Origin of the sequence: Shewanella carassii (assembly GCF_002777975.1) — a bacterium.
Classification (GTDB): Bacteria; Pseudomonadota; Gammaproteobacteria; order Enterobacterales; family Shewanellaceae; genus Shewanella; species Shewanella carassii.
Window position 1 is genome coordinate 82503 of sequence record NZ_NGVS01000004.1, and the last position, 26211, is coordinate 108713.

Annotated in this window: 22 protein-coding genes; 12 read left to right on the top strand and 10 right to left on the bottom strand. The window is 52.3% G+C overall.

Features of this window, described 5'->3' with window-relative positions:
* Window positions 1-2: 2 nt before the first annotated feature.
* Window positions 3-1340: a 23S rRNA (uracil(1939)-C(5))-methyltransferase RlmD gene (gene rlmD, locus CBE72_RS01275; protein ID WP_100141955.1), complete on the bottom strand. Its 1338-nt coding sequence runs from the start codon at window positions 1338-1340 to the stop codon at window positions 3-5.
* 98 nt (window positions 1341-1438) lie between these two features.
* Here rlmD and barA point away from each other — a divergent pair, with 98 nt between their 5' ends.
* Genes barA through CBE72_RS20540 form a run of 3 tightly spaced genes read left to right on the top strand, consistent with a single transcriptional unit; the run spans window position 1439 to window position 5187 of the window.
* The gene (gene barA, locus CBE72_RS01280) at window positions 1439-4222 is read left to right on the top strand and encodes a two-component sensor histidine kinase BarA (RefSeq protein WP_100141956.1); all 2784 of its coding nucleotides are present in this window, start codon (window positions 1439-1441) and stop codon (window positions 4220-4222) included.
* On the top strand, window positions 4212-4811 hold the full coding sequence (locus CBE72_RS01285; protein ID WP_100141957.1) for a YjaG family protein: 600 nt from the start codon (window positions 4212-4214) through the stop codon (window positions 4809-4811). Before barA ends, CBE72_RS01285 begins: the two co-directional genes overlap by 11 nt.
* 1 nt (window position 4812) lies before the next feature.
* Window positions 4813-5187, top strand: coding sequence for a DUF3319 domain-containing protein (locus CBE72_RS20540; RefSeq protein WP_100141958.1), 375 nt, complete (start codon window positions 4813-4815; stop codon window positions 5185-5187).
* A 158-nt stretch (window positions 5188-5345) separates the two neighbouring features.
* Here CBE72_RS20540 and recN read toward each other — a convergent pair whose 3' ends face one another.
* Together recN and CBE72_RS01300 are read right to left on the bottom strand one after the other, a co-directional pair.
* Window positions 5346-7007 (bottom strand): DNA repair protein RecN, encoded by a 1662-nt coding sequence (gene recN, locus CBE72_RS01295; RefSeq protein WP_100141959.1) that lies wholly within the window; start codon window positions 7005-7007, stop codon window positions 5346-5348.
* Window positions 7008-7099: 92 nt separating this feature from the next.
* Window positions 7100-8053 (bottom strand): AEC family transporter, encoded by a 954-nt coding sequence (locus CBE72_RS01300; protein ID WP_100141960.1) that lies wholly within the window; start codon window positions 8051-8053, stop codon window positions 7100-7102.
* Window positions 8054-8275: 222 nt separating this feature from the next.
* On the opposite strand from CBE72_RS01300, the gene CBE72_RS01305 reads away from it, so the two are divergent.
* Window positions 8276-9178, top strand: coding sequence for a LysR family transcriptional regulator (locus CBE72_RS01305; RefSeq protein ID WP_039033736.1), 903 nt, complete (start codon window positions 8276-8278; stop codon window positions 9176-9178).
* 47 nt (window positions 9179-9225) lie between these two features.
* Here the strand turns inward: CBE72_RS01305 and CBE72_RS01310 are convergent, their stop codons facing one another.
* From CBE72_RS01310 to CBE72_RS01325, 4 genes are all read right to left on the bottom strand, one after another.
* Entirely contained in the window at window positions 9226-10197 is a 972-nt protein-coding gene (locus CBE72_RS01310; protein WP_025889126.1) for a PstS family phosphate ABC transporter substrate-binding protein, read from the bottom strand.
* A gap of 357 nt (window positions 10198-10554) precedes the next feature.
* On the bottom strand, window positions 10555-11856 hold the full coding sequence (phoR, locus tag CBE72_RS01315; RefSeq protein ID WP_100141961.1) for a phosphate regulon sensor histidine kinase PhoR: 1302 nt from the start codon (window positions 11854-11856) through the stop codon (window positions 10555-10557).
* 74 nt (window positions 11857-11930) lie between these two features.
* Window positions 11931-12620 carry a phosphate regulon transcriptional regulator PhoB gene (gene phoB, locus CBE72_RS01320; protein ID WP_025011640.1) on the bottom strand — a complete coding sequence of 230 codons (690 nt, stop codon included), beginning with the start codon at window positions 12618-12620 and terminating at the stop codon, window positions 11931-11933.
* Window positions 12621-13125: 505 nt separating this feature from the next.
* Window positions 13126-14058, bottom strand: coding sequence for a porin (locus tag CBE72_RS01325; protein ID WP_100141962.1), 933 nt, complete (start codon window positions 14056-14058; stop codon window positions 13126-13128).
* Window positions 14059-14350: 292 nt separating this feature from the next.
* Here CBE72_RS01325 and rdgC point away from each other — a divergent pair, with 292 nt between their 5' ends.
* The gene (rdgC, locus tag CBE72_RS01330; RefSeq protein ID WP_025889123.1) at window positions 14351-15262 is read left to right on the top strand and encodes a recombination-associated protein RdgC; all 912 of its coding nucleotides are present in this window, start codon (window positions 14351-14353) and stop codon (window positions 15260-15262) included.
* A gap of 119 nt (window positions 15263-15381) precedes the next feature.
* Here the strand turns inward: rdgC and CBE72_RS01335 are convergent, their stop codons facing one another.
* Complete coding sequence (locus CBE72_RS01335; RefSeq protein WP_373289249.1) at window positions 15382-17196, bottom strand: M61 family metallopeptidase; 1815 nt, start codon at window positions 17194-17196, stop codon at window positions 15382-15384.
* Window positions 17197-17325: 129 nt separating this feature from the next.
* Here CBE72_RS01335 and CBE72_RS01340 point away from each other — a divergent pair, with 129 nt between their 5' ends.
* The 7 genes from CBE72_RS01340 to CBE72_RS01370 all read left to right on the top strand — a co-directional run bounded on the left by CBE72_RS01340 (window position 17326) and on the right by CBE72_RS01370 (window position 24533).
* Entirely contained in the window at window positions 17326-19470 is a 2145-nt protein-coding gene (locus CBE72_RS01340) for a tetratricopeptide repeat protein (RefSeq protein ID WP_100141963.1), read from the top strand.
* A 158-nt stretch (window positions 19471-19628) separates the two neighbouring features.
* Window positions 19629-21185: a GGDEF domain-containing protein gene (locus CBE72_RS01345; protein WP_100141964.1), complete on the top strand. Its 1557-nt coding sequence runs from the start codon at window positions 19629-19631 to the stop codon at window positions 21183-21185.
* A 35-nt stretch (window positions 21186-21220) separates the two neighbouring features.
* Window positions 21221-22576 carry a nucleotide 5'-monophosphate nucleosidase PpnN gene (gene ppnN / locus CBE72_RS01350; RefSeq protein WP_100141965.1) on the top strand — a complete coding sequence of 452 codons (1356 nt, stop codon included), beginning with the start codon at window positions 21221-21223 and terminating at the stop codon, window positions 22574-22576.
* A complete protein-coding gene (gene xni, locus CBE72_RS01355; RefSeq protein ID WP_100141966.1) occupies window positions 22573-23355 on the top strand; it encodes a flap endonuclease Xni in 783 nt (260 codons plus the stop codon). The genes ppnN and xni overlap by 4 nt, the downstream gene beginning before the upstream one ends.
* 21 nt (window positions 23356-23376) lie before the next feature.
* The gene (locus CBE72_RS01360; protein ID WP_100141967.1) at window positions 23377-23784 is read left to right on the top strand and encodes a DUF3192 domain-containing protein; all 408 of its coding nucleotides are present in this window, start codon (window positions 23377-23379) and stop codon (window positions 23782-23784) included.
* A gap of 289 nt (window positions 23785-24073) precedes the next feature.
* Window positions 24074-24325, top strand: coding sequence for a YfhL family 4Fe-4S dicluster ferredoxin (locus CBE72_RS01365; protein WP_028779037.1), 252 nt, complete (start codon window positions 24074-24076; stop codon window positions 24323-24325).
* A 10-nt stretch (window positions 24326-24335) separates the two neighbouring features.
* On the top strand, window positions 24336-24533 hold the full coding sequence (locus tag CBE72_RS01370; RefSeq protein WP_100141968.1) for a hypothetical protein: 198 nt from the start codon (window positions 24336-24338) through the stop codon (window positions 24531-24533).
* 37 nt (window positions 24534-24570) lie between these two features.
* Here CBE72_RS01370 and CBE72_RS01375 read toward each other — a convergent pair whose 3' ends face one another.
* Complete coding sequence (locus tag CBE72_RS01375; RefSeq protein ID WP_071237896.1) at window positions 24571-24939, bottom strand: acyl-CoA thioesterase; 369 nt, start codon at window positions 24937-24939, stop codon at window positions 24571-24573.
* 165 nt (window positions 24940-25104) lie between these two features.
* Complete coding sequence (gene ltaE, locus CBE72_RS01380; RefSeq protein ID WP_100141969.1) at window positions 25105-26121, bottom strand: low-specificity L-threonine aldolase; 1017 nt, start codon at window positions 26119-26121, stop codon at window positions 25105-25107.
* Window positions 26122-26211: the final 90 nt, after the last annotated feature.

Consider the following 26211-nt stretch of genomic DNA (forward strand, 5'->3'; position numbering starts at 1 on the left):
CATCAATTCCGCACAAACAAGGCCATGGCTTCGGTGTGATGGGTCTGGGGGAACATGTCCAACACAGTGAGGCGCTCTAGGCGATAACCTTGCTCGAGCAGCAACACGCTGTCCCGCGCCAGGCTCGCCGGATTGCAAGAGACATACACTACTCGCTCTGGCGCGATGTTTTTCAGATAAGAAAGCGTCTCATAGGCACCGGCCCGGGCGGGATCCAGCAACAGTTTATCCACCTTGCCAAGCCAGGGCTCGGCCGAGAGGTCGGCGCTGAGATCGGCGCAAAAGAACTTCACACCTTCAAGCCCTGCCTGTTTGGCATTTTGTCTGGCCTGCTCAACCATGGCGGGCACGCCCTCGACACCTGTGACCCTGGCGCCGCTGGCCGCCAGCGGTAGGCTGAAGTTACCCATGCCGCAGAAGAGATCCAATATGTGCTCGCCGTCCTTGGGTTGCAGCCAATCTATGGCCTTGGCCACCATGGCGCGGTTTACTTCACCGTTGACCTGAATAAAATTCCCCGGATTAAACTTAAGCGTCAGCTCTTTGCCATCAACGCCAGGCAAGCGGTAGCTTGGCTGATTGCCCGTAAGGTACTCACACTCGCCCTGATTGTCCTGCAGCACCAACTGCAATCCTTGCTGCTCGGCAAAGGCCTTGAGCTTTTCCTTGTCTTTATTCACCAGTGACCGAGTGATACGCAGCACAGCATAACGACCGGCTTCGGTTTCAATCAGCTCCACATGACCAAGCTGAGCCACGCCCTGCAGGTGAGCTAGTTGCGCCGCCAACGGCTTTATCAGTTCCGACAACGAAGCCGCCAATACAGGACACTCGCCAATGGCCACCACCTTGCTGCTGGACTTGGCCCTGAACCCCAGGGTGAATTCGCGACTTTGTTTGTCATACCAGGTCGCCAGTCTGGCCTTGCGTCTATAATGCCAAGGGGCAGATACCAGTTCATCAATAGCGGGTAATTCGGATAGACCCGAGAGTTTAGCAAACAGCTCGGCTAATGCTCGCTGCTTATGCTGCCGCTGGCTCAAATCTGACAGATGTTGCAGATCGCAACCACCGCAAAGCGCATAATGGGGGCATTGGGGCTCGACTCGTTCAGGAGAGGTCTGGCTGATACGGATGAGTTTACCCCTGGCGTAATTCTTTTTTTGTTCGGTGAGCTGCACCTCGGCGCTCTCACCAGGCAACAAGCCGGGAATAAACACTACCTTGCCCTGATATTGACCGATCCCGGCACCCTGATGATCCAGTCCGGAAGCCGTGAGAGACAGTTTTACGGAGACTTTTTTGGATCTGTTTGGTTTTTCTCTAAAAAATTGTGCCATCTAGGCCCCTGAAACAATAAAAAACTGGCAAAGACGCCGGAATATCTGGCAGTCTATCTATAGCCGTAAACAAACTAGCTGGAATACCTATACCGCCCATGAACAGTGCGAATAACATGACCAAGTACAGCCTCAGATCCTGGGTGCTGGTATTGGCCCTGGCCCCTACCATTTTGGTCGGTATTCTTCTGGGCAGTTACTTTACCATAAATCGTTTTTATGAGCTTGAAGATACGCTCATAGAACAGGGCAGCAATATCATAGAGCCACTGGCCATCGCCAGTGAGGTAGGCCTAGCGGCCAATAACCGCGAGGCCACTAAACGCCTGCTCGCCGCGGCTCAGCTCAACAAGTCGACCCTGGTGAAATCCATCGCCATCTTTGATGCCGACAACCAGCTGTTTGTCACCTCCCACTATCACAAAGACTTTGAGATCATGCGCTACAAGGGCGCCATCTCGGATCTGGCCCGCACCGAATACGATCAAGTAGGTGACAGTCTGGTATTGAGAGCGCCGATTTTCGCCGCTGGCAGCCTGCTGGCGGTAGACGATGCTCCCGGCGCCAATGAGAAACCTCTGGGTTATATCTCTTTGCTGCTCAACAAGGAAAAGGCGCTGCTAGAACAGCACAGAGCCGCGGTGGCGGCTTTTATCATAGTGCTGATTGGGGTACAGCTGAATCTGCTGTTTACCTTCCGTCTGGTTAAGAATGTGACTCAGCCAATCACAGACATGGTGCGGGTGGTGGCCAAAATCCGCGAGGGTAAGCTGGATACCCGATTAAAGGGTAACCTTATCGGTGAGCTGGATCTGCTCAAACGGGGGATCAACGCCATGGCGGGTTCCCTATCTGAATATCATGAGGAAATGCAGCAGAATATCGATCAGGCGACCTCAGACCTCAGAGAAACCCTGGAGCAGATTGAGATCCAAAACGTCGAACTGGACTTGGCCAAGAAACGAGCATTGGAAGCCAGTCGGATAAAATCCGAGTTTTTGGCCAACATGTCCCACGAACTGAGAACGCCGCTCAATGGCGTGATAGGTTTTGCCCGTCAGCTACTGAAAACGCCGCTACATGCCAGTCAGATGGAATATATCCGCACCATTGAACGCAGCGCCAACAACCTGCTCAGCATCATCAACGATATTCTCGACTTCTCCAAGTTGGAAGCCGGGAAGATGGTGCTGGAAACTATGCCGTTCGCCCTCAGGGAAACCCTGGATGACACCCTAATGCTGCTCGCCGGCTCCGCCCATGAAAAAGGGCTGGAACTTGTGGTGGATGTGGCCCCTCAAGTGCCGGATGCCGTCAGCGGCGACGCCATGCGGGTCAGTCAGATCATCACCAATCTGGTGGGCAATGCCATCAAGTTTACCGATCAGGGTAGCGTGCTGCTAAAAGTGGATATCAGCGATCTTAAAGAGGACAAACTGCTATTACACTGTGAGGTGTCAGATACGGGTATCGGCATTGAGGAGAGTCAGCAGGAACTGCTATTCCAGGCGTTCGGCCAGGCCGATTCATCTATCTCCCGCCGCTTCGGCGGTACCGGCCTTGGGCTGGTGATCACCAAGCGTCTCATTAACCAGATGGGAGGTAAGATAGGCTTCAGTTCCCGAGTGGGCAAAGGCTCCACCTTCTGGTTTACCCTGCCGCTGATGACCAGCCAGTTCCCGATAGGTGAGCCGCTGCCACTGGAGCAGCTCAGAGGCAAGACGGTATTACTTTTTGAACCCAGACCCTTGACCCGCTCTGTGCTCAACCGCCGCTTGTTACATTGGCAGATGCAGGTCAACAGTGTTCACACTGTGCCGCAATTGGAAGCCGAACTTGCTCAAGACAAGGCGCATTTCGACTATGTGCTGCTCGGCTGTCACGGCTTCGATGGCCCGACTCAGTTGCAGGCAGTGCTCAAGAGTGCCAGACAAGTGACCGAGGCCCTTATTGCGCTGTTCGACTGTCATGATCAAGAGGCACTGGAGCGCTATATTCGCCCTGTTGTAGACCTTGTTCTGAGCATTCCTGCCAGCGAATACCTGATGGCACGCAACATGATTTATCTGCCACAGGAATCTGAACTCAAGCCCGCCCTGCCTAAACTGGTCGAGCCGCAGCAGCGCCACAAGCTCAATGTGCTGGCAGTGGATGATAACCCGGCCAACCTCAAGCTGATTGACACCCTGCTCGATGAACTGGTCACTGGGGTGACCACAGCCAGTAATGGCGAGCAGGCAGTGAATCTGGCCAAACAGCGCAGCTTTGATTTGATCTTTATGGATATCCAGATGCCGGGAACCGATGGCATTACCGCCACCCGGCTCATTCGTCAGGACTCGTTGAACCGCAATACCCCTATCATTGCGGTAACCGCCCACGCCATCAATGAGGAGCGCGAGCGGATCCTCAATAGCGGCATGGATGGCTACCTGCCTAAGCCTATCGATGAAGCCGCACTGAAAGGAGTGATCAGTCGCTGGCTCACCCGGCCCAAGTTTACCCATTTTGACCAGCACACCCTCAACTGGGAGCTGTGTCTGACCCAGGCCAATCAGAAACAGGATCTGGCGCTGGATATGCTCAGAATGCTAATTGACTCCATGCCGGACACCACCAGCGACATCCAGGAATCGCTGGAGCAGGATGACGCCGCAAAAATGCAGTCCTGTGTCCACAAACTGCACGGTGCCTGTTGCTACTGCGGCGTACCGACATTGCAAAAACTCTGTCAAACCGTGGAAGGCGGTCTCAAACAAGGCAGCAGCATTGCCGAGCTGGAGCCAGAAATACTGGAGTTACTTGATGAGTTAACTAAGGTAGAATCTGCGGCGAAACAAGTGATATCCCAACTTTCGATGGATTTAACCGATGACAACTAAACCGGGCTTCTTTAAACGCCTAAAGGCGCTGGAACTGCCACAAAAGAAACTCTTTGCCGTGGCGCTGTGCCAGCGTATGTACCCCAACTACCAACTGTTTTCCGAGGTGTGTGAATTCGGCGATCCTCAGGTATTGGATACAGTGCTCAACCTGCTGTGGCAGTCTTTATATGACCGCAAACTCAAGCTGAACCTTGAGCTGCAGATGGCAAAACTGGAAGAAAACACCCCGGAGCCGACCCAATTCGATGCCTATGGAGTCTACCCGGCGATGGATGCCGTCGTGGCACTCAGCTCCCTGCTGAGCGCACTGGAAAGCAAGGTGGAAGACGACATCACCAATATCTCCAAGCTATCATCCGGTACCGTGGCCCACTATATTGAAGCCATAGCCGATCCCGAATTGGACGGTGAAGCATTGGACGATTTTGTCTTCAGCCATGAAGTGATGCAGGAAGAGCGCGAGTTGCAGGCATCCTTGCTGGAAATAATCGAAGAAAACCCGCAGATAACCGCGGAGTTTGTCAAAGCACTGCGCAAAGAAATCGTCATGAGCGGCGTATCCAACATAGGGATCAGCGCTCAATAAGATGCGTAAGCTGGTTTATCGTGGCTATATCCTTAGCAATACCGACGGCCTCACCGACAGCTGGACCCTGACCATAGGCCAGACCAGCCGTACCGGCTCTTTGTTTGAGTTAAGAAGGCAGATCAATTTCTTTGAAGAGTTGGGGATATTGCCACAGCCGAAAATTGCTGCCGCAACAGACACCGAAACAGCCGCCAATAAACCACTGCAGACCGGTAGCCAAAAGGCTCCAGCGGCTTCCCGCAAAGCTACAGATGGAAAAGCCACTGAAGGAAAAACCAAAGAGAGAAAAGCGGGAAAAGGCGGCGCAGGGGGAAAAAGCGCCAGTAAAGGCTCACAGCGAAAAAACACTTCCCCCAAAGGCCGTAAGTCATAGCAAGGACTGGGAAATCGTCCGTCACGCTATTATCCTACCCAAGCGACTCCCAAGAGACACAGCCGCACTACTTCTTTCTGCATAAAGGTCAGCCAAAAGGCCACACAGATGTGGCCTTTTGATTTATCAAATCCAGGTTTAACAGCCCAGTCCTAGACTTAACTACTCAGCAGCTCACGGGCATTGGCCAGAGTATTGCTGGTGATGGTATCGCCACCAAGCAGCCGAGCCAGCTCCTGTACCCGCTGCTCTTTATCCAGTGCCACCATAGAGGTTTCAGTACCACTGCCCTTGGCATGTTTGGCAACAAACATATGCTGATGGCCGTTACCTGCCACCTGCGGCAGATGAGTCACACACAACACCTGGGTCGATTCTCCTAGGGTGCGCAACATGCGGCCCACCACGGCAGCCGTTGGTCCGGAAATCCCCACGTCCACCTCGTCAAAAATCAGTGTCGGGGTGGCCACCTTACGGGCGGTTATCACCTGAATACCCAGGCCGATCCGGGAAAGCTCGCCCCCCGAGGCCACCTTGGCCAGACTCTGCAGTGGCTGCCCCGGGTTGGTGGTCACCAGAAACTCTACCCTGTCACTGCCGTTGACCGACATCTGCTCAGGGCTGAACTCCACCGCTATGCTGAACTTGCCCTTGGGCATATTGAGTTCATGGATGGAAGCCGTGACCAACTTGTCCAACTCTTTGGCGTAGCGGCTGCGACTCTGACTGAGTTTTTGCGCCTGGGTCAGATAATTCTGTTTGCTAGCTTCCAATTGCTGCTCTATCTCTTCGAGCTTCTGCTCATCTGAGTCGAGGCTCCCCAGTTCGGCCAGCAACTGCTGATGGTGTTGATACAACTCTGAGGGCATCACCTGATGCTTGCGCGCCAGTTGCATCGCCTTGGAAAGTCGCGCCTCCAGCATGGCAAAGTGTTCAGGGTCCAACTCGAGCTTGTCCAGATAGCGCTGCAGCTCGCTGCTGCTTTCCTGCACCTGGATCAGGGCATCGTTGAGCATGCCGCCGACATTGGCCAGCTCAGAGTCGACACTCTCCAGCTCGGCACTGATATGCACTGCCCGGTTCAGCAATGACTCTATGTTGGCCTCTTCGCCCTCACTGAGCAGCATCAAGGCCAACTGACAGGACTCGATCAGCGCCGTACTGTTAGCCAGACGCTTGTGCTCCTGCTCTATTTCGGCAAATTCATGCTCCCCGAGGGCAAAGTCGTTGAGTTCTTCCACCTGATAACTGAGTAACTGCTTGCGGGCAATTCTCTCCTGCTGCGACAGCACCAATTGCCGCAGTTCCTGCTCGATTTGGCGATAACGCTGATAGGCACTGCTGACACTATCGAGCAACAGCTTATGATTGGCATAGCTGTCCAGCAGGTAAAGTTGCTGCTCTGTCTTGAGCATGGCGTGATGAGCATGCTGGCCGTGGATCCCCACCAGCAAGGGCCCCAAAGCCTTGAGCTGAGTCAGCGGCACAGGGTTACCATTGATATAGGCGCGGGAACGGCCATCGCTGCCTATAGTGCGCCTGAGAATACATTCATCTTCGAGTTCGAGATCATTATCTTCCAGCCAACGCTTGGCCAGAGGGACATCCGCCAGGGAGAAACGGGCACTAACTTCTGTCTTGCTGGCACCGGGGCGTACACTGGCGGCATCGGCCCGGTTGCCGAGACAAAGCCCCAGGGCATCGATGGCAATGGATTTACCCGCCCCGGTCTCGCCGGTAATACTGGTCATTCCCGGACGGAAGTCCAGCTCCAGAAAACGCACTATGGCAAAGTTATTGATGCTGAGTTGGCAAAGCATAATGAATTCCCAAAACACTGTATTGATAAACAGTATATACTGATTTTTTATACAGTAAATATCTGTCGATTAATTATTCCCTGTGTTGTTCCCTAGACAGCCCATGCCGCTATCAAAGGCAAACTGATAAAGGTGATCAGCGTCCCCACTAATATCCCCTGGGCACTGACCCCGGCCTTGGTGTCATAACGCTGCGCCAGTAAGTATACACTCGCTGCCGTAGGCAAGGCCGCAAGGATAACGCCCATCTGCAGATTGGTGCCGCTGATCCCCATGGCTTTCAATAATAGATAAGCCAGCAGAGGTTGCAGTAGTAGCTTGCAGGCGTTGATACCAAAGAGCTCGGCCAACTGCCAAGGCCCAGGTAAGCGAGTAGCGCCGCGAACCCGGGTCGCCTTGGCCAACACCATACCTATGGCAAACAGGGCACAGGGGCTGGAGGTGGCGCCTATCTGACTTATCATCATCGCTATCCCATCCGGCAGAGCCATACCGGAAGCCGAGACAGCAACGCCCAGGGCGCTGCCGATAACAATCGGGTTTTTCGCCAGCGCTTCAACAATAATCAACAAGGGATGCGCCTTATTTTCTGTATCTCTGGCGAGCTCCAACGACACCAGGGCGATGGCAAACATCACCACAGACAACAGGCTGGCAATGGCCGCCGCAGCCAGCGCCAACTGGTTTCCCGGGTAGACTATCATCATCATAGGGATGCCGATAAAGGCGGTATTGCCGAAGGTGGCATTCAAGGCGCGAATCGCCCCTACCCCCTGACCGGCCCTGAAACAACCGGAAATCAGCAGCACCAGCAGATAGGTCAGCATCATTGCCACACTGAAACCGATGATGAAATGCCACTGGAAGATCTCCTCGAAAGAAGTTCTTGCCAGCACTATCATCATAATGGCCGGAAAAGCTATGTAATAAACATATTGGTTGAGAGCGGCGTCCGTACCATCCGGCAGGATTTTGCTTTTCTGTACCAGTGAACCTGCGAGCATAATGCCAAACACAGAGATCAGCGGAGTAATGATTCCAGTCATACTTCTTCCATTTTGCTGACTTTGGCTGTCGTACTCCCGCCGGGGATCTGCGAAAATGGCGGGGAATTCTGTATCTTGCCTGCCCTTATCAGTACAGCTAAGTAAGTTCGGCAGAGACGCCGACAAGTTACCACAGCCGTTTTCTGCCAGCCATTGCGCTATGGTCGTAGACATCGGCAGACAAGCGTTTTAAACATATCCTTGGCACATTGAGGAACAGCAATGAGTGACAATCAGGCTCCCGAACTGCAACTGCTCTACTTGTTTGTACATCTGGTCAATGCTGGCAGTTTCTCCCAGGCCGCCAAAGTACTGAATATGCCGGTGGCCACCGTCAGCCGCAAACTAGCCAAGCTGGAATCTGTGCTGGATAAACAACTGCTGATGCGCACCACCCGCAAACTGCGGTTGACCGAAGAGGGACTGGAGTTGTTCCAACGCTATCAGCAACTGATAGCCCAGTTTGATGCCCTGGCCAGCGGCACCTGCGCCGACAAGCCCGAAGGCACCCTGAGAATTGCCGCTCCCATCTCGATTATCTCTATGATATTCATCGAGACACTGAACGAATTTTGCGAGTGCTACCCGGATATCAAGCTGCATATCGCCCAAAGTAACGAGGTGGTGGATCTCATCGATAAAGGCATAGATGTTGCCATAGTCGGCGGCACCCAGCCGGACTCCTCCTGGGTTTCCTGCTCTCTTGGAGTATTGGATTATCGCCTGGTGGCTTCCCCCGGGTATCTTCGAAAGGCGCCGGTATTCAATCATCCGCAGCAGCTTAGTCAACATAAGGTGATCAAGGTCTGGCCTCTGTTCAACTGGTCGCTGCGCCATCCCGATGGCGATGCCTTCTATTATGACGGCCCGGCCAACCTGACCCTGACGGATCTCCACGGTGCCATCCGCGCAACCTTGAATGACGGCGGCATTCTTTACGGCCCAGAGCTCTTTTGCAAACAGGAGTTGAAAGATGGTCGGCTACAGGTATTGCTGCCGGAGTGGAAAGGAGAAAAACGGCGTATTTCCCTGCTCTATCATCAACGCAGCCAGCAACCACTCAAGGTAAAACTCTTTATCGAGTTCATGCAGCAGCGCGCCCCTGCGCTATTTTCCATGGACTGAAACGCAAAAAAGCCCGCGATGCGGGCTTTTCTTCGAAGGGGTATGTCTTACAGACGGATACCAGCCTTCTCCAGGTCTTTGGCAATCACACTTCTTGGCAGTGCAACATAACCGTCTTTCTCAACAACCTGCTGACCCTGCTTGGACAGAACATAGCGGACAAACTCGCGCTGCATGGGTGACAGCTCTTTGTTTGGATGCTTGTTGATGTAAACGTAGAGGTAGCGTGACAGTGGGTAAGTACCGCTGGCCGCGTTCTCTGGCGTTGCAGCGATATAGTCGTCACCCTTCTTCGACAGAGCCACGGCTTTCACACCGGCAGTCTTGTAACCTATACCTGAGTAACCGATAGCGTTCAGCGACTGAGATACAGACTGCACCACTGAGGCGCTGCCTGGCTGCTCGTTCACGTTGGCTTTGAAGTCACCCTTACACAGGGCTTTCTTCTTGAAGTAACCGTAAGTACCGGATACTGAGTTACGGCCGTACAGCTGAATGTCTTTGGCAGACCAGCTTCCGTCCAGACCGGCATCACCCCAGCGAGTGATATCGCTGCCACCACACTTGTGGGTAGAGGAGAAGATAGCATCAACTTGCTCTATGCTCAGACCCTTGATTGGGTTGTCCTTGTGCACAAAGACCGCCAGGGCATCGATGGCTACACGAATCGCAGTAGGCTTGTAACCATAGTGCTTTTCAAACGCTTCTTCTTCGTTTGGCTTCATCTTGCGGCTCATTGGGCCGAACTGAGAAGTCCCTTCGGTCAGGGCTGGAGGCGCAGTTGAAGAACCGGCAGCCTGGATCTGGATGTTGACGTTAGGGTACATCTGTTTGAATTCTTCCGCCCACAGAGTCATCATGTTGGCCAGAGTGTCAGAGCCGACGGAAGACAAGTTACCGGAAACACCACTTGTTTTCTCGTAGGTTGGCAGTGACTGATCGATAGCAGCCATTGATGCTGCAGAGAATACACCAGCGGCCGTAAGGGTTACTGCGCCGACAAGCTGTTTCAATTTCATTATTTGCTCCAGTTTTTACCGAACTTGGTTTCTAAAACGCAGCCAGTATCAATTGCCACAATGACAAGTCTATGACTTAAAAATGACAGTTGCATGACAAGCCAAAATAAATACGTTGTAACTGGGTATCGAAAATAACGGCCTGAAAATAACGGCCAGCCAGGTCTTGAAGCCATTTCGGCATAAAGGATCCTCGATTGACCATGTTGCACCGGCAGTTTCCTAAAGCCTTTGCTTAATCATGACCGTGAGATTGCCATTTGCCACAGGCTTGAAAAAGAGTGCACAAAGCCTTTTCCCGATAGACAGCAAAAAGGAGCCAAAGGCTCCTTAATAGGGTTAATGCAGTCAAACGCGTCAGGAAGCTTGCTGCTCCAGTAGATGCTGCGGGATCACAAAGCTGAAGGTACTGCCCTTGCCAAGCTCACTGGCCACCTTGAGTTCGCTGTGGTGATGACTGAGGGCGTGTTTCACTATCGCCAGCCCCAGACCACTGCCACCGGTTTGCCGCGAGCGGGCACTGTCGACCCGATAGAAGCGTTCTGTCAGGCGACTGATATGCTGCGGTGCAATCCCTTCACCACTGTCTTTAACACTGAACATGGCGCCGGTTGCCACCCGTTGCCAGCGCACCTCAATACTGCCGCCCGGCTCTGTGTAGCGTATGGCGTTGGACAACAGATTGGAGCAGGCACTGCGCAGCTGCAACTCATTGCCATGGGTATTGAGTCCTGGTTCGGCATAGAAGCTCAGTTGGTAGCGACCACGGGAGAGCGCTTCGCCCTCCTCTTTTAAGGTGGTCATCAACTGCTGCATATCCACAGTGTGTTCCAGGTTAATATCGGCGGCATCTTCAATCCGCGACAACGCCAACAACTGCTCCACCATGGATTGCATCCTGCCGGTCTGCTGTTGCATCAACTCCAGCGCCTTGACATTGGGGGAGTCGGGTTCGGCCATGCTCTGCATCATCTCAAGATACCCCTGCAGCACAGTGAGCGGTGTTTTCAGCTCATGGGAGACGTTGGCAACAAACTCCTTGCGCATTCCCTCGAGTTGCCTAACCCGGGTGATATCCCGGGCAATCAGCAACAGCTGCCTGTCGCCATAGGCCATCAAGCGCACTTCCAGCAGACGCTTATCCGAAACCGGGGACGGCAGCTCCAGCGGCTCCTTGTAATGGCCCTTTTTCAAATAGGCCGAAAAGTCGGGATGCCGGATAAGGTTATCTATTCGCTGACCATTATCCTGCGGCCAGACAAAGCCGAGCAGCAGCTGCGCCAACTTGTTACACCAGAGGATATTATGATCTGAATCGAGCACCACGGCCGCATCGGGAAGCGCTTCGGCCCCCTGGCGAAACCTTCCTAACAGCCCGGCCAACTGACTCACCCGCTTGCGGTTTTTGCCCTGCAGGCGATAGATGCCGTTGAATACCCCTTCCCAACTGCCACTGCCCTGTGGCGGCGTTAAGCGGCGATCGCGCCACAACCAGTAATTGAGCCGAATAAGCTGGCGATAGTGCCAACCCAATAATAGAAAAGCGCCCAGACACAGTACCAAGAGCAACTGACCAAGCAGCAACCCAAGCAGCAGACAAGCCGCCAGGTACAGCATCAGACGGGAAAACAGCCGATAACCCGAATAGGAATCAAACATAGAAAATGCCCAGGCAAAAGGCCGATGGTTGCACAAGATAACGCAAAACCCGGCCCATGCCCATTGTTACCCCGCTAGATACGGGTAGAGAAGCGGTAACCTGCGCCGCGAACCGTTTGGATCAGTTTATCGTGCCCGGACAGCTCCACGGCTTTCCTTAAGCGACGAATATGCACATCCACAGTTCTATCTTCGACATAGACATTGGTGCCCCAGACATTGTCCAGCAACTGCTCACGGCTGTAGACCCGTTCCGGGTGAGTCATAAAGAAGTGCAGCAAACGAAACTCGGTCGGCCCCATCTCCAGCACAGAATCCCCCACTGTGACCCTATGGCTGACAGGATCCAGGGTCAGGCCCTGTACATCTATGGTTTCTTCCAGGCGGGTTGGCGCGGCGCGTCTGAGAACCGCCTTGATGCGGGCCACCAACTCCTTGGGGGAAAACGGTTTGGTAATATAGTCATCGGCGCCCACTTCCAGGCCTTTGACCTTGTCCTCTTCCTCACCGCGGGCAGTGAGCATGATAATAGGGATCTGACGGGTAAACTCATCTTGCTTCAATCGCTTGGCAAACTGAATACCGCTGCCGCCGGGAAACATCCAGTCCAGCAGAATAAGATCCGGATAAGGTTCCTTGAGCAGTGCCAACGCAGAATCAAAGTCCTCGGCGGCACTGGTGGTGTACCCGTGTTGTTCCATAACAAAAGTCAGCATCTCACGGATAGCCAACTCATCTTCTACTATTAAAATCCTTGCAGTCATAACGGTTTCTGTCAGTGAATTTCCACGTGGCCATTATTGGACAGTTTTATTACAAAATGATGAAAAGAGTCGACCATTACGTCTTTAACGGCGCTATTTTGTCACAATTATCCCGATTAAACACTTGAAACTGGAATGAAAAGCTTACCCAATAGCCGTTATTGACCGCCACGAGCAACAATCTCACCGCAGCTGAATTTAGATTACAAGTCTACAACAAACAATAAGTTAGCCTTAACTTAACCAAGTACTGCCGCGGCTCCCTGTTAGGCCGGGCGCGAATTATCTTTCAGGTACACGGCACTGACACAATTTCCAGACGACTGTTTTCACACTGCAGGAACACGCCCTAGAGCCGTTCGACTAAGTTGGCTGGATTCATCCGCAAAAGGCAAAGGCAAAATCCAACAGCAGCGCGACAAAAGCGACCTCCATACGCCTCCTGACTACAAACAGTGCAAACAAAAAGGAGGCCCAAGGCCTCCTTCGCTGCAGCTGTGGTCGTTTAGAACTTGTGTTCCAGACCAACACCTATGTACTTGTCATCATCGCCCATATCTTCCATGGAGCGATTGGTGTAGAAGGCAAACAGCTTGGTCGGCTTACCCAGCTTGTAGTCGGCACCGATAGACCAGGAATCACCCTTGTCTTCCATGTCCTGCCACTGACCTTTGAGGGTCACTGCGTCAATCTTGTAAGCCGCGCTCAGCAGGTAACCATTCTTGCTGTCACCGTCCACTGACTTTTCTTCCTGCTGGTACATACCGCCCAGGATGAAGTTGGCCAGTTTGGCCTGTACTGTGGCGCGCAGAACATCGTAGCCCTTAACTTCTGAGTCGTAGGCGACAGAGGCGAATACTGCGCTCTTTTTCAGATCCTTGTCACCGTACATGGCAGCGACAGAGAAACCATCTTCACCGCCTTGTGACTTGGCGGCTTCTGCTGCGTAAGTGGCACCGACTTTAAAACCACCGAATGAAGGCGACAGGTAAGTCACAGTTTGCTCGATACGGTTTTCACCCTTGAACAGGCTCTTGAGGTCGCCTGACAGGTCGTTGAACTGGTCTACTTTACCTTGAGACACTTTCAGCATGGTGTCGTTACGACCCACAGAAATGGCACCGAAGTTACCCTTCAAACCAACAAACTGGTTACGGGCCAGGAAGTTGTCTTTGGCATCATCGCCTGTGTCTACTTCGTATTCCACTGTGTAGAATGCTGCTAGGTCGTTACCCAGATCGAATTCGCCCTTCACGCCAAAACGAGAGGCATTGCTCTGAACCGTAGTTTCAGAATCATCAGCACCGGCCTCGTCGTTGGACTGAACAGTAACATTCAGCTTGCCGTAAACGGTCAGCGGCTCGGCTGCATGGGCAGAGGCCAGAGAGACTGAAGCGATAGCTGAAGCGAGTAGTGTTTTGCAAAATGCGTTCATCATTAATTCCTTTCGACGTTCTCTTCGTCTTGGTTATTGGTTTGGAACGAGCGAAAGTGTGCAACGAGTCTGTTGCAGTTTTATTTCATCTTTTAACTTGCTGGCTTCATTGGCATCAAAGACCTGCCCAGCCACCGGTAAAAGCCCGTCACTACAGGGCCTCGCGGCAAGCAAAGGGCTATATGACATTTTGATTAAATCTGCCCAGAGCGAAAAAATCTGTGCTAGCAGGGCGGGTTTACCTAGAGGAATTCATGCCTTACACTGCGGCTTTATTTTTCAAAGAGCGCCTGTCATGTGGTTTAAAAATCTCACCGTATATCGTTTCAACAAACCATTTTCCACCGATATAGAGGCACTGGAGACGGCCCTTGAGGGCTTCACCTTTTCTCCCTGCTCCAGTCAGGACATCAGCAAGTTCGGTTTTTCCAAGGCTTTGGGCAAACTGGGGCACACCCTGGTTCACAGCGCCAACAACCGCCACCTTATCTGCGCCACCAAAGAGGAGAAGCTGCTGCCTTCTCAGGTCATCAAGGAAGCGCTGGAAGAAAAGGTGTCGCTGCTGGAAGAGGAAGAAAACCGCAAGCTGACCAAGAAAGAGAAAGATGCGCTCAAGGATGAAATCACCACCACTCTGTTGCCAAGAGCCTTCTCCCGTCGCAGCCAAATCAAGGCACTGTTGCTGCTGGATGAGCAACTGATCCTGGTAGACAGCTCCAGCGCCGCCAAGGCCGAAGAACTGCTGGCCTTGCTGCGTAAAGCGCTCGGCAGCCTGCCTGTGGTGCCAATGAGCACCAAGACACCGATTGAAGTGCAAATGACCGAATGGCTCAAGCAAGGCAATGCCCCAGCCCCCTTCACCATTCAGGATGAAGCCGAGCTCAAGTCTGCCGCCGATGATGGTGCAACCGTGCGCTTCAAGCAGCAGGATCTGGGCGAAGAGGAAGTACTGGCTCACCTAGAAACCGGCAAGCAGGTGCATAAACTGGCACTGCACTTCGGTCAGTCCATCGCCTTTGTGCTGCAATCCGATGCCGGACTGCGTCGCCTCAAGTTCTCGGAAGAGTTCCGCGCCGCCACCGATGATGTTGCCGGTGAGGATCCACTGGCCAAACTGGACGCCGACTTTGAGCTGATGAGCAGCGAACTGGTCGCGCTGATGCTAGCTCTGGTCGATGCCTTGGGCGGCGTTGAAGACAGCCTGTAACCCCTATCTCCGAGTAACAAGGCCCCTGCGCTGAGATAAAATAAGCGCCATAAAAAACGCCGGCACACCTGAAGATGCGCCGGCGTTTTCTGGACAATCAGATTCAGGAGTTATCAGACTCAGGACTTATAGTTACCCTGAGCGTCAAACGGCCAGTCTATGCCGAGCCAGGCCTTGAAGAAGGCTTTCTGGGCGCGGCTGACGCTTTCCTTAGGCTTAATTTGCAGCTTGCCGGATTGCTCTGAGGCCAGAGTCACACGCCGCTCTATGAGCTTATCGTCGTGGAACAGGGTCACAGTCCACTCATCACCTGCGTCAAAGTCGGCCAAACGTTTGGCGTAACCTTCGGCGCTGACTTTCAAGCCATTGATAGCCAGCAGCTGATCGCCGGCGACTATGCCCGCCTGCCAAGCCGGACCACCGCGCTCAACACTTTGCAACACCAAAGAGCCGGAAGTGAGTGTCATACCGGCAAAGGCCTGCTCCTTACTGTCTTTGCCGTAGGCGGTCTTAAGCCCTGCCTGACTCAGCAGTTTGTCAAAGTCCAGCACCAAGGGGGCATTGACATGGCTCTGCCACCAAGACTCATAGTCCTTGCCGGATAGGTTTTTCAAAATACGTTTCACATCCGTGACATTGTATCCCTTGGGGACCTTATGCTCACGATAGAGACTCCGGTGCACATCCCGGTAGGACACCTCTTTGTCTGTGTCCTGCAGCAGTGAGAAGTCCAGTGCCAGCGAAGTCAAATAACCTTCGGAGTAGATGTTCACACTGTGGTTGATGGCGTAATCGCCGCCTGTGCTGACCCACTGACCGGCACTGGCCTCGGCCACCGACTGAATTTCCCGCCCCGGTTTATGCTGATTGGCATTGACTCGCTTGGCCAGGTCCTCCATAAACTCTTTCGGCGTCATGATCCCGGCACGCAACAACAACTGGTTTTGAAAATAGCTGGTAGAGCCTTCCGCCATCCATAACAGCTCAGTCATATTCTCCTGCTGATAGTCGTAGGGCACCAGTCCCTCCGGGCGGTAGGCCTTGACGTTCCAGGTATGAATAAACTCATGGGAAGCCGTGCTGATAAAACGCAGGTAATCTTGGCGCTCACGGAAGTTGAATCTGGGCAGCTGGATAATGGTTGAGTTCAAATGTTCGGTGGCGCCGCGGGCCCCCGAGGTGGCGTGCACCATATAAACATAACGCTCAAAGGGATAGTCATCCCAAATGGCCGCAGCCGTAGCGGACAACTTACCCAGATCGGCCTCTATCTGCTCCAGGTCATAGTTGCCCTCGCCCCAAACCACCAGTTCATATTGTTTGCCGTCGGCCTTGAAGGCGCGATGCTGACTGAGCCCGGTTTCAATCGGCGAGTCGACCAATACATCATAGTTGGCGGCCACAAACGAATGGGGCTTATCAGCCGCTGCCATTCCTGAGTAACTGCGCCAGTCGGCAGGTACATCCAGTGTTACCTTAAGCGGCTCTTGGCGAAACTCGGGGCTGTAGATGAATACGCCGCTGGCATCCAGAAACGCATGGCTGGCATCAATATGCCTGACTCTTTGCCCCAACTCGTTGGCATAGAGTTGATAGCTGACGGTGACCGCTGTTGGCTTGGACAAAACCACAGTCCATTCACCGCTGGCACTGCGCTTCCAAGGCAGGCTGTTGCCCTGCTCGTCCGTGGCATGAAAACGGCGAACCCCGTCCGCCAGCGGCAATACCTGATACTTGCCGGTACGCCAAACCGGCAGATTGACCTTGAGCTGTTGCCCTGAATGTTGCGGGAAAGTGACCTTGACCTGAGCCAGGTGATGCTCCGGGCTTTTAAGATCTATCTGATAATCGACGTCAGCCCAGGCTGAAGATGCCATGCCCAGAGTTGTCAGTAGGGAGGAGTAAGATATGATTGACAAAACAGCGGATTTCACTCGTAATTCCTTCTTATGTCATTGTTGTTATAAAATCGGTCGAGTATAACAATATCGGGATAGTCACCTCACCCTTTGCTAATAAAAGCTAACAATTAAGTCCCCGCAGAATGGGACAGAGGCAAATTTATGTATTTTTTCAGGGTTATCTTCATCGCATCCATGCTGCTTTTAGGCATGGCACATGCCGATGAGCTGGAAGAGATAGAGATAACATTCAGAGAGCATCCAACCAAACTGTACCTCTCAGTGACTGACGATTTACCCCAGTCATTGATTTTTTCCTCTGTCGAGCAGTTTACATCCCGAGCACTGGAGCTGGGTTACTCCCCGGAACAACTGATGAGCAAACTCATCTTATTGACCCGGTTAAATATGGATATTCAAATTCGCGCACCAGGCAAACTTGAACAAGCGCAGCAGTTGATCGAACAACTGAAAACCGTGGCCCGCAGCGATTATGAAAAAGCGGCGCTCAATAACCTCGAAGCCCGATATATCGGTCGAGTTCAACAAGCGTACCAACAAACAGTAACCCTTAATAACCAAGCGCTTGAGCTCTTGAGTGAAGCCCAGGACAAACGCAGCCAACTGCTCAAATATGTCATTTATGAAGACCTTGGCATAGTCAACTTGATCATCAAGCAAGAACAGTTGGCTCTGAATGCATTCAATCAACTCAGGGAAACGGCCTATCAATTACGCAATGACTATCTGATAGCCGAGGCAGAATCGGCCTTGGGTAAGTACTACAACCGCAAGGGTGAACAAACCAAGTCATTGCAGCATTACACCGAGGCTTTTCGGCTCGCCAGCCGCTTCAACCAGCCTAATCAAAAAGCGATGTTGCAGCTAAATCTGGCCAAGTTGTACCGCGATCTGCAACAGAAAGATGAGGCTCTCGAATTTGCCCACGGCGCCGCCGATGCCTTTAAGGCTTTGGGCTCAGGCTCTTATCTATCGAGCGCCATGACAGTTATCGCCATGGTGTATGCCAACAACGGCGAATGGAACAAGGCGATAGACTATTACCTTAATGCCCAGCAAATAGATGCCGAGCTGAAAAACTTTACCGCCCAGGGACTGAATTTTCACAATTTGGGAGAGGCCTACTTCCATTTGAACGACCATCGAGTCGCCCTCGACTACCTGTTTCAAGCCAACGAGATATTCAAAGAGCGGAAGAGTAATCATTATCTGATTTACAACGAAATGCTCATAGCGCAAGTTGCCCATGCCATAAAGGATTGGCCCTTGACGATGCAACATGCCCAAGAAGCACTGCGTTTAGCCAAACAGTTGGAATTACAGCAAGAGCAGATAGAAGCCCTCGGCTACCAGACCGATGCCTACCAGGCCCAAGGCCGCTTTCAGCAAGCGCTTGCGACTCAGACAGAAAGCATTAAAATACATAACGCTTTGTTAGAGAAAGATAAAAATACAGGTTCGGACATCAAATCCTCAGCGCTTACCGAGCAAAGATTAAAACTTGCATTGGGACAGTTGCGGCAAGAGCAACAGCAACAATTGGCAACCCTGCATACCCGCAACGCTTTGTTGGCCGGAGGGACAATACTCTGTCTGGTATTGCTGGGCTTATTGCTGCAGCAATCCAAACTACGCAGACAGATGCTTAGAAACAACAATGTTCAACAATCGACAATGTTGTTGGACCCGATGACGGGTTTACCTGGTTATCGGTCACTACTGAAGAAAATAGCAACAAAACCCAAAGGCTTGGCTCTGCTGGCACTAGAGCAAGATTTCGATAGTGACATAAGGCTTGGAAACAGCTTGGCTGCCCCTAGGCTAGAGCGGTTGGCAAATGACATTACCGAGCTGACTCATGCCGATGTATTTCTGCTCAGGCCGGGACTTTTTGCCTTGGTTTTGGACTATGAAACCAGTGCAAGGCAAATTCACCAGCAACTTGCGGCAGCGTTTCAGAAAGAAAACGTCAAATGGGCTCTCGGATTCATCCCATTACCGCTGCTGGCTAACCCCGATGTCCGTCTGTCTGCCGAAACCTTGTTTGAAACAACACAATTGGCGTTAGCCGGAGCCATGAGCCTTAAAGATAATCAAGGCCACTACGTTGGTTTCAGTACCCTGGATTTTACTCCGGCGGCCATATTTTCTGCCCCACTCTATCTGCAACTGCAAAAGAGTATAATCCGCGGCTTAATCCGAATAGAAACCAACGGAGAAAAAGATAAAATTGATTGGCCGGAGTCGCAATTACAATCAAAAATCGACCCAATGCCAATTATTTGATCTGAACGACAAAACTTTGTCGCAACAACGAGATGGCGAATTTGCACTCCTGACAGATTGCTATACCATTTAATAGTGTCTGAAACGGTTGTCACGAAATTTCAGTCATTTATACCCCTACAATGGATTCGATCCCGCATCGAAGGAAAGTTACAGGAATGAAGGACTCAAACGCAACGGTGTCGCAACTAGGTGTTCTCAAGCAGAAACTGAATTCCACCAAAGCCGCGTTAGATGAAATGAATGAAGACAGGAACGCCAAACTGCAGGCGTTACTGCAATTTATTGGCCATCTCAGCCTGGCCTGCAAAGGGCAAAACCTAGAGCTAGACAACAAACTGGCCAAACTCAGGCATAACCTGGGCACCTATGAACGCATAGATGAAGTGTTACCGGATCTGGTCGAAGTCGAACGATTGCTCAAGAAGCAATACCACCATGTAATGGGCCAGCTCGAAGAGGGCCGCTCTAGTCTGAGCAAGTTCAGTCGCCAACTGCAACGAGTCGATTCCATGCCAGAGCGCCTCAAGAAAGAGGTCAGCTATTTCAAACAGGAGCTGGGCAAACCTTTCCATACCGTCTGGGACTATATTCCCAAGGTCGAACAGTTGGTGGGCTTCTACGAGCAACTGCTTTGCAGTCAATTCGAAGCCGAATCCCCCATTGCGGTAATGCCCAAACACAGGCAACTGGGCCACGAGCTGGCGCAGATGATCTCCAACATAGAGTTTCGCAAAGATCAACGCGATCAGGTATTGGTGATCAAAGAGCAGCTGGCATCACCCGACATTGATATCGATACCCTGCTGGAAGCCTATCAAACAATACTCTCGCTGCTTTTAGACAACATCGCCCGCGAAAAAACCGCTTCGCAGGAGTTTCTGTTTGCCCTCAACGACGCCTTGAGCGCCGTGCGCGAAGTGGTCAGCGACTCCTACAACCAATCCCAGCGCAGCCATCAGCTTAAGAGTCAACTGAATCGAGAGATCAACACCCAAGTCGACAGCGTGGGGGAGTCGCTGGTGGATATCGAAGATATTACCGAACTCAAACAGCAGATCAGCGAGCAACTGGCCGCCATTCGCGCCAGCCTGGCCCGCAAAGAAGCGCTGGAGCAAAGAGAACAGGCACTGCTGCGTAAGTCGATGGAAACCATGCGCAAAGAGCTCAATGACCTCACAAGTGAAGCCTCCACTTACAAGGAAAGATTATTCGAGCAGCAAAAGCTCAACATGCTCGATACCCTCACCCAGCTGCCCAACCGTGCGGCCATGGAGGAGCGGATGGAGCAGGAATACCGTCACTTCCAGCGCAACAAACAACCCTTATGGCTGGCAGTCGCCGACATAGATCACTTCAAATCCATCAACGACAGCTTTGGCCATACCACAGGAGATAAGACACTGCAGGTCATCGCCATGGCGTTGAAAAACTCTTTGCGTGATACTGAATTTGTTGCCCGCTATGGCGGTGAAGAATTTGTACTCATTATCCCCGATGTCTCACCCAAGGACATAGAACAGCTATTGAACAGAGTGCGCGAAAAAATTAAAAATATTCCGTTTAAATTTAAAAATCAGCGTATTACAGTTACAGTATCCATAGGGGCCGCACAAATCATTGATGGCGAACACATTCAGGAAACCTTCGAACGCGCCGATGCCGCCCTCTATAAGGCCAAACATGAAAGCCGTGACAGAGTCATTATAGATTGACAACAATGACTCCTGTTTACGCTCAAGGAGTCATCATGATAGTCAGGATCAGTCCCCGCGGCAGTATGGATCAACTGTCGCAACTGGAGGCGGATCGCCTCAAACAAAGTGCCAAGAGTGATCTTTACCAACTCTACCGTAACTGCTCTTTAGCCGTATTGGCCTCTGGGCAACAGACTGACAATGCCAAGGAGCTGTTTGAACAATTTCAGGACTTTGAAATCAATGTATTGCGCCGGGAGCGAGGCATCAAGCTGGAACTTATCAATCCTCCAGCATGTGCCTTTGTCGATGAGCAGATCATAGTCGGCATTCAGGAGCATCTGTTTGCCGTACTCAGGGACATCATCTACGTCAGCAACAAGTACGATGGCCTGAAACACATCAACCTCACCAACGCCAGCCATATCACCAATGTGGTGTTCGATATTCTGAGAAACGCCAGAGCCATTCCACCGATGCAGGATCCCAATGTGGTGGTTTGTTGGGGCGGCCACTCGATAAACGATACCGAATACAGATACACCAAAGAGGTGGGCTACCAGTTGGGGCTAAGAATGCTGGATATCTGTACCGGTTGCGGGCCGGGAGCCATGAAGGGGCCAATGAAAGGCGCCGCTATCGGTCATGCCAAGCAGCGTATTCATAACGCCCGTTACATAGGCCTGACCGAGCCGAGCATTATCGCCGCCGAACCGCCCAACCAAATCGTCAATGAACTGGTGATTCTGCCGGATATTGAAAAACGCCTGGAGGCCTTTGTGCGTCTGGGGCACGGTATCGTCATTTTCCCCGGCGGTGCCGGCACCGCAGAAGAACTACTGTATCTTCTGGGTATCTTGCTCAATCGTGAAAATGCCGATATTCCCTTCCCGCTGGTGCTCTCAGGCCCCAAAGAAAGCGAAGCCTATTTCCGCGAAATCGATGCCTTTATCGGCGCCACCCTTGGCGAGCAGGCGCAGCAGAAATACCAAATCATCATAGATGATGCGCCTCAGGTCGCACGCGTCATGCGAGCGGGTATGGAAGAGGTAAAATGTCATCGCAAAAAAACCGGCGATGCCTACCAATACCAGTGGAGTCTCAAGATAGAACCTGAATTCCAACTGCCCTTTGTGCCCACTCATGAAGTGATGGAAAACCTCAACCTGCACTTCCAGAGCAATAAAGCTGAACTGGCAGCCAACCTGCGCAAGGCATTTTCAGGTATAGTGGCCGGTAATGTTAAGGCTAACACCATGAAAAACATCGAACGCTTGGGCCCCTTCAAGTTAAAAGGAGACCCTGAGTTGATGGCTTTGATGGATAAATTACTGGGCGCCTTTGTCAGCCAACAAAGAATGAAGTTGCCGGGCTCTGCTTATGTGCCCTGTTATCAAATAATGAAATGAACCGATTACTGATTATCGATGGCATGAATCTGGTGCGCCGCCTACATGCGGCGCAGCCGGATGATGCCGACATGCAAGGGCTGACCGAACGCAGCCGCAATGCTTGCCAGAAGCTTATTCGCCAGCACAGTCCTACCCATGTGGCCATTGTCTGGGACGGCGATGAAGAATCCTGGCGCAAACGCCTGTATCCGGATTACAAGAAAGGCCGCAAGCCTATGCCCCAAGCCTTGGCCGATGGCCTGCCGGCACTGAAACAGGCATTGGCCGAAGCGGGAATAGGCTCCATCAATGCGCTATCGGAAGCCGATGATGTTATCGCCACCTTGGCCAGCAAGTTGTGCCTGCACGGTGGTGAGGCGATTATCGTCTCTACCGACAAGGGCTTTTGCCAGCTGAGGTTACCGCGTTTACTGCTGTGGGATCATTTCAATGGCGCCGCCATGGATATTGCCGCACTGGAGCAAAAACTCGGCATAGAGCAGAGCCAGCTGCTGGACTTTATGGCCCTCAGCGGCGACAGTGGCAATAAGATCCCCGGCATCCAGGGAATAGGTCCCAAGACGGCCGGCGAATTGCTCAGAAGCTTTCGCACCCTGGCCAATGTCTACAATGCGCTCGATACTTTGGGCGCCAAGCAAGCCAAAAAGCTAACCGAAGGCAAGGAGATGGCGCGCCTCAGCTATCGGTTGGCAAAACTGCGCACGGATCTCGAACTTAATATTCGCTTGAACCAGTATAGAGTCAAAGAAAGCGAAGACTCTCAGCGCTCAACTTAAACAATAAAATGGAAAAAACGTATGAAAGGTAAGGCCCCTGTGATTATCGGCAGCATCTTTATCGCCTATCTGCTCTTCGTTGCCGTGGTTATTCTCTTCTATGAGCCCAAGCCGGAAGAGATGAGCTGGGAAGACAGGCAAGCCTATAACCAGTCTATGGTTTCCGAGCTGCAACTGGGGCAAACACTGGAACAAACCATGGAAACCCTGGGTAGAGCCGATTTCAGCGAAGCCATGCAAACCCATGGTCAGTCGCTGCAAGTGCTCTTCTACCGCACCCAGCATGTCAAATCAGACGGCAAGACCACCAAAGATGAGTGCACCCCACTGTTATTCAAAGATGGTCGACTCCAGGCCTGGGGCGAGGATACTTACCAGCAATATCTGCAGCACCCCCTGCAGGAGCAATCTCCCCCCAATAGCAACTAGCCAAGCGAAGCAAAAGGCCAAATATCGAGACTGAGACGAGTTGCGGCGCCACCACCAAAGCCAAAGTCCTTTATAGCCTCCGCTGTTGAAGCACAACCGCCCGACAACATGCTTCTCTCTCCAAGCCCACTCCAGCTGCATCAAGCGGCGCTGCGCAATAGTCTTGCCGACAGCCCCCGGCCCTGTGATAAAATCACCGCTATGAATTACGCAGGGCACCTTAGGTTGTATGTCATGCGTTGACTAAAGCCTGCATAGCAGGATAACAATTCCGAGGTAATACAAGGCAATGGCCTTAATCATTGATGACAGCTGCATTAACTGCGACATGTGTGAGCCAGAGTGCCCCAATCAAGCCATCACTATGGGTGAAGAGATCTACGAGATAGATCCTGCGCGCTGCACCGAATGTGTTGGCCACTATGACAATCCCACCTGTGTTTCTGTCTGCCCTATCGACTGTATCGACAAGGATCCCGAACATCAGGAAACCCAAGATGAACTGCTGGTAAAATACGCCCAACTGACCGGTAAGCTATAAGGATAAAATGATGAAAACAATACTGCTTATTGCTGCATTACTCAGCCTTGGCGCCTGTGCCGAACTCAAGGAAACCGGCCGCTCTATAGGTCATACAACTAAAGAAGTCACCAAAGAGATAGGCCACACCACTCGGGATGTGACCCGAGAAATCGGCCACGCTTCCCGTGATGCCGCCAAGTCAGTCAAGGAAGAACTGCAAGATTGACTGTACTGGCGCGGCTCAGCCTCCTGCCAGCCAATTATCAAGCTGCGTTCGCTCGCATGCCGTGAGGCACGGGCAAACCGGCTTGATTGACATTGACGAAGACCATCTTATCTATGCTGACTATCGGTGCCAGATTCAATTTATTACGCACTTCGCAGCGAATGGTGATCGAGGTATGACCCAGACTGATAAGCTCGAGGCCGAACTCAATCACATCACCAAGCTTGGCCGGGGTCATAAAGTTAATTTCCGAGATAAGTTTGGTCACATGGCTGACACTCTTCATCTGACAAGCGGCGAAGATGGCCGCCTCCTCATCAATCCAGCTCATTAGCTGGCCGCCGAACAGGGCTCCCGCCGGGTTGAGATGCTCGTGTTTAACCAAACGCCGACTGTAGTATTTCATGTTTATGTCCTCGTGTTCGCCTGTGATTGGAATTCTCACTTGAACTAAAGCAAATTGGACACCAAACTTTCAATCATTACAATTCAATAAGTTACATAACACTTTGCGAGTAAATGCCATTACGATGCACCAGAAACACGCCTGCTGCACCGCAATGGTTCGAGCTCAAACCTGGCTGAGCACCCGCTTGAAGGCCAGCAAAGTCTTGTCGATATCGGCGGCGCTAATATCTTTGTGGGTCACCAAGCGTAGCTGTCGGGCACCGCTGATGCGCACTCCCTCTTGTAGCAAGCCTTTGACCAACGCCTGGATATCCACCTCTTCGGCCAGAGTGGCAAACACCATATTGGTTTGTACCTGGCTCATATCCAAGGTTAACTCTTGCAACTGACTCAAACCTTCAGCCAAAGCCCTGGCATTGGCATGATCTTCTGCCAGACGTGCCACCTGCTCGGTTAATGCCAGCTCGGCTGCCGCGGCCAAAATACCGGCCTGGCGCATCCCACCACCCAGCATCTTCCGCCAGCGACGCGCCTTATGAATAAGCCTCTCATCCCCCAGTAATAAAGAGCCAACCGGCGCAGCCAACCCCTTGGAGAGACAGAGGGATACCGAGTCGAAATATTGAGTTATATCGGCTATCTCCAGCCCCTGCGCCACAGCGGCATTGGCCACCCGAGCGCCATCGAGATGGATTTTCAAACCGTGATTGAACGCCAGTTGCTGCGCCTTGGCCAGATATTCCTGCGGCAATACCTTGCCGCCTATGGTGTTTTCCAGGCTCAAGAGGCGAGTGCGGGCAAAGTGAAAATCATCGGGTTTAATGGCGGCGCGAATATCTTCAAGCGCTATGCTGCCATCGGCCTGATTATTCAGTGGTTGAGGCTGAATACTGCCAAGCACGGCCGCACCACCGCCTTCAAACTTATAGTTATGAGCTTGTTGGCCACACAGATATTCATCACCCCGCTCACAGTGGGACATGAGCGCCAGCAGGTTGGCTTGAGTGCCAGAGCTGGTAAACAAGGCAGAGTCAAAACCGAACATCTCGGCGGCCATGGCTTCGAGGCGGTTAACCGTAGGGTCATCGCCATAAACATCATCCCCTACCTGCGCGGTCGCCATGGCTTGGCGCATCGCGGCAGTAGGTTGGGTCACAGTATCACTTCTGAAATCTATCATCTCTCCCCCAATTCACTTTCCTTGCCCGTTAACTGACACCATTTGGGCCAGAGCACTCTAGCGCTCTCCAACCCAGCTGTACAGCACCCA

Bases quoted from the DNA above. Each gene is read 5' to 3' on its own strand.
- rlmD (WP_100141955.1), bottom strand. From the start codon at position 1,340: ATGGCACAATTTTTTAGAGAAAAACCAAACAGATCCAAAAAAGTCTCC.
- barA (WP_100141956.1), top strand. From the start codon at position 1,439: ATGAACAGTGCGAATAACATGACCAAGTACAGCCTCAGATCCTGGGTG.
- CBE72_RS01285 (WP_100141957.1), top strand. From the start codon at position 4,212: ATGACAACTAAACCGGGCTTCTTTAAACGCCTAAAGGCGCTGGAACTG.
- CBE72_RS20540 (WP_100141958.1), top strand. From the start codon at position 4,813: ATGCGTAAGCTGGTTTATCGTGGCTATATCCTTAGCAATACCGACGGC.
- recN (WP_100141959.1), bottom strand. From the start codon at position 7,007: ATGCTTTGCCAACTCAGCATCAATAACTTTGCCATAGTGCGTTTTCTG.
- CBE72_RS01300 (WP_100141960.1), bottom strand. From the start codon at position 8,053: ATGACTGGAATCATTACTCCGCTGATCTCTGTGTTTGGCATTATGCTC.
- CBE72_RS01305 (WP_039033736.1), top strand. From the start codon at position 8,276: ATGAGTGACAATCAGGCTCCCGAACTGCAACTGCTCTACTTGTTTGTA.
- CBE72_RS01310 (WP_025889126.1), bottom strand. From the start codon at position 10,197: ATGAAATTGAAACAGCTTGTCGGCGCAGTAACCCTTACGGCCGCTGGT.
- phoR (WP_100141961.1), bottom strand. From the start codon at position 11,856: ATGTTTGATTCCTATTCGGGTTATCGGCTGTTTTCCCGTCTGATGCTG.
- phoB (WP_025011640.1), bottom strand. From the start codon at position 12,620: ATGACTGCAAGGATTTTAATAGTAGAAGATGAGTTGGCTATCCGTGAG.
- CBE72_RS01325 (WP_100141962.1), bottom strand. From the start codon at position 14,058: ATGATGAACGCATTTTGCAAAACACTACTCGCTTCAGCTATCGCTTCA.
- rdgC (WP_025889123.1), top strand. From the start codon at position 14,351: ATGTGGTTTAAAAATCTCACCGTATATCGTTTCAACAAACCATTTTCC.
- CBE72_RS01340 (WP_100141963.1), top strand. From the start codon at position 17,326: ATGTATTTTTTCAGGGTTATCTTCATCGCATCCATGCTGCTTTTAGGC.
- CBE72_RS01345 (WP_100141964.1), top strand. From the start codon at position 19,629: ATGAAGGACTCAAACGCAACGGTGTCGCAACTAGGTGTTCTCAAGCAG.
- ppnN (WP_100141965.1), top strand. From the start codon at position 21,221: ATGATAGTCAGGATCAGTCCCCGCGGCAGTATGGATCAACTGTCGCAA.
- xni (WP_100141966.1), top strand. From the start codon at position 22,573: ATGAACCGATTACTGATTATCGATGGCATGAATCTGGTGCGCCGCCTA.
- CBE72_RS01360 (WP_100141967.1), top strand. From the start codon at position 23,377: ATGAAAGGTAAGGCCCCTGTGATTATCGGCAGCATCTTTATCGCCTAT.
- CBE72_RS01365 (WP_028779037.1), top strand. From the start codon at position 24,074: ATGGCCTTAATCATTGATGACAGCTGCATTAACTGCGACATGTGTGAG.
- CBE72_RS01370 (WP_100141968.1), top strand. From the start codon at position 24,336: ATGAAAACAATACTGCTTATTGCTGCATTACTCAGCCTTGGCGCCTGT.
- CBE72_RS01375 (WP_071237896.1), bottom strand. From the start codon at position 24,939: ATGAAATACTACAGTCGGCGTTTGGTTAAACACGAGCATCTCAACCCG.
- ltaE (WP_100141969.1), bottom strand. From the start codon at position 26,121: ATGATAGATTTCAGAAGTGATACTGTGACCCAACCTACTGCCGCGATG.